A 3,271-nucleotide genomic window follows, 5' to 3' on the forward strand; every position below is an offset into this window, starting at 1 on the left:
CTCAGACAGCCCGCCGCACCATCAATTCCTTGATCTTGCCGATCGCCTTCGTGGGATTGAGCCCCTTCGGGCATACGTCCACGCAGTTCATGATCGTATGGCAACGGAACAGACGATACGGATCTTCCAGGTTGTCGAGGCGTTCACCAGTCGCTTCATCGCGGCTATCCGCAATGAACCGATAGGCTTGCAACAAACCCGCCGGACCAACAAACTTGTCGGGGTTCCACCAGAAGCTCGGGCACGAGGTCGAGCAGCTCGCGCACAGAATGCACTCGTAAAGACCGTCCAGCTCGTCGCGTTCTTCCGGCGACTGCAGACGCTCCTTCTCCGGCGGCGGCGTGTCGTTGATCAGGTACGGCTTGATCGAATGATACTGATTAAAAAATTGCGTGAAGTCGCAAATCAAATCGCGCACCACCGGCAGCCCCGGCAGCGGACGCAGCACGATCTTCTGCGGCAGGTCGTTCATGTTCTGCAGACACGCGAGCCCGTTCTTGCCGTTGATGTTCATCGCGTCCGATCCGCACACGCCCTCGCGGCACGAGCGGCGGAACGACAGCGTCTCATCGACCGATTTCAGCTTCAGCAACGCATCGAGCAACATGCGTTCGTGCGAGTCGATTTCGATCTCGTAGCTCTGCATGCGCGGTGCCGCGTCCTTGTCCGGATCGTAGCGGTAAATTTCAAATGTTCTCTTTGCCATGTCGATTCCCTTGACCCTTAGAAGGTACGCGCTTTCGGCGGCACCGATTCGACCGTCAGCGGCTGCATCTTCACCGGCTTGTAGTCGAGGCGGTCCCCCTCGCTGAACCACAGCGTGTGGCGCATCCAGTTCTCGTCGTCGCGCACCTCGAAGTCGCTGTGCGCGTGCGCACCGCGGCTTTCCTTGCGCGCTTCGGCCGACACCATCGTCGCGCGCGCCACTTCGATCAGGTTCGCCAGTTCCAGCGCTTCCACCTTCGCGGTGTTGAACACCTTCGACTTGTCTTTCAGATGCACGTGCTTCACGCGCTCGGCCAACTCGGCCACCTTGCCCACGCCCTCTTCCAGCAGCTTCGACGTGCGGAACACGCCCGCATGCGCCTGCATCGCCGAGCGGATGTCGCCCGCGATCGATTGCGTGTATTCGCCCGAGGTCGAGTTTTCCAGCACCGAGAGACGTTCGAGCGCGAAGTCGGCGGCGTCCGCCGGCAGCGGCTTGTGCTCCTTCGTCTCCTGCGCGTGCTTGATGATGTGATTGCCCGCCGCGCGGCCGAACACCACGAGGTCCAGCAGCGAGTTCGTGCCGAGCCGGTTCGCCCCGTGCACTGAAACGCACGAGCATTCGCCCACTGCATAAAAACCGTTGACCGGATCGTCGTAGCCTTTGGCCGTGCCCACCACCTGACCGTGGATATTCGTCGGAATGCCGCCCATCTGATAGTGGATGGTCGGCACGACGGGAATCGGCTCTTTAATGCAATCGACGTTCGCGAACTTCAGCGCAATCTCGCGGATCGACGGCAGACGCTTCATGATCGTCTCGGCGCCGATGTGCGACAGGTCCAGCAAGACGTGGTCCTTGTTCGGACCCACGCCGCGCCCTTCCTTGATCTCCTGGTCCATCGAACGCGAGACGAAGTCGCGCGGTGCCAGGTCTTTCAGCGTCGGTGCGTAGCGTTCCATGAAGCGCTCGCCGTCCGAATTGCGCAGAATGCCGCCTTCACCGCGCACGCCTTCGGTAATCAATACGCCTGCACCGGCCACACCGGTCGGGTGGAATTGCCAGAACTCCATGTCCTGCAGCGCGATGCCTGAGCGCGCGGCCATGCCAAGCCCATCGCCCGTATTGATGAACGCATTCGTCGATGCCGCGAAGATCCGGCCCGCGCCGCCTGTGGCGAACAGCGTCGTCTTGCCTTCAAGGATGTGGACTTCGCCCGTTTCCATTTCGAGCGCGGTCACGCCGAGCACGTCGCCTTCGGCATCGCGGATCAGATCGAGCGCCATCCATTCGACGAAGAAGTGCGTCTTAGCCGCGACGTTCTGCTGATACAGCGTGTGCAAGAGCGCGTGACCCGTGCGGTCAGCCGCCGCGCATGCGCGCTGCACCGGCTTCTCGCCGTAGTTCGCCGTGTGGCCGCCGAACGGACGCTGATAGATCGTGCCATCGGCATTGCGGTCGAACGGCATGCCCATGTGTTCGAGTTCGTAGACTGCGTTCGGTGCTTCGCGGCACATGAACTCGATCGCGTCCTGGTCGCCGAGCCAGTCGGAGCCTTTGATCGTGTCGTAGAAGTGGTAGTGCCAGTTGTCTTCGCTCATGTTGCCGAGCGACGCGCCGATGCCGCCTTGGGCGGCCACCGTATGCGAGCGCGTGGGGAACACTTTGGAGAGCACCGCCACCGACAGACCCGCGCGCGCGAGTTGCAGCGAGGCGCGCATGCCCGAGCCGCCCGCGCCGACGATGACCACGTCAAAACGGCGACGCGGCAGAGAAGTCTTGATTGCAGCCATTCTTTACACTCTCCAGAGAATCTGTGCAGCGTAGCCGGCGCAGGCGACCAGCCAGAGGATGGTCAACGCTTGCAGCGTCAGGCGCAGGCCGACCGGCTTCACATAGTCCATCCAGATGTCGCGAATGCCGACCCAGGCGTGATAGAAGAGCGAAAGCAGGGCGACGAAGGTGGCGAGCTTCATCCACTGGATCGCGAAGATCGACGCCCAGCCTTCATACGAGAAGTCGCGCGCGATAAAGAACCAGAACAGCAGGATGAGCGTGTAGACGGCCATCACGACCGCGGTCACGCGTTGCGCGAGCCAGTCGCGCAGACCGTAATGCGCGCCGACCACCAGGCGCTTCGGGCCGACTCGGTTATTGGCTGCCATCTTAGAAGGCTCCGAAAAGTTTGAGAGCGACGGCAAGCGTCAACAGGGTCGACACCACGAGCACCACGATGGAGGTCTGCTTGCCTCCTTCTTTACTGACGGCTGTGTGCGTATCGAGCAGCAGGAAGCGGATGCCCGCGCAAAAGTGGAACATGTACGCCCACGACAGCACGAGCACGATGAGCTTGACGATGGGGTTGCCGAGGAAGCCCTTGAACGCATCGAAACTGATTTCCGAGGTCAGGCTCTGGTCCAGCAGGTACAGGAGAAACGGCAGGGAGATGAACAGCAGAAGACCGCTGATACGGTGCAGGATGGAGACCTTGCCCGCCAGCGGCAGGCGATACTTCGCGAGTTGACCGATCCCGATGTTACGGAACTCGGGCCTTGGTTTTTTTAC

The 3,271-nt window shown here is 61.4% G+C and carries 4 protein-coding genes; all 4 read right to left on the reverse strand.

Annotated elements, in window-relative coordinates; all coding sequences use genetic code 11:
* Position 1 precedes the first annotated feature (1 nt).
* Positions 2-706, reverse strand: a complete 705-nt coding sequence (locus AWB65_RS34385) for a succinate dehydrogenase iron-sulfur subunit (protein WP_087671206.1) — start codon at positions 704-706, stop codon at positions 2-4.
* A 17-nt stretch (positions 707-723) separates the two neighbouring features.
* On the reverse strand, positions 724-2,499 hold the full coding sequence (sdhA, locus tag AWB65_RS34390; protein ID WP_087671207.1) for a succinate dehydrogenase flavoprotein subunit: 1,776 nt from the start codon (positions 2,497-2,499) through the stop codon (positions 724-726).
* A gap of 3 nt (positions 2,500-2,502) precedes the next feature.
* Entirely contained in the window at positions 2,503-2,871 is a 369-nt protein-coding gene (gene sdhD, locus AWB65_RS34395; protein ID WP_087660574.1) for a succinate dehydrogenase, hydrophobic membrane anchor protein, read from the reverse strand.
* Position 2,872: 1 nt separating this feature from the next.
* A partial coding sequence (gene sdhC, locus AWB65_RS34400) for a succinate dehydrogenase, cytochrome b556 subunit (RefSeq protein WP_125474300.1) occupies positions 2,873-3,271 on the reverse strand: 399 nt, incomplete at its 5' end.

The organism is Caballeronia humi (assembly GCF_001544475.1).
Lineage (GTDB): Bacteria > Pseudomonadota > Gammaproteobacteria > Burkholderiales > Burkholderiaceae > Caballeronia > Caballeronia humi.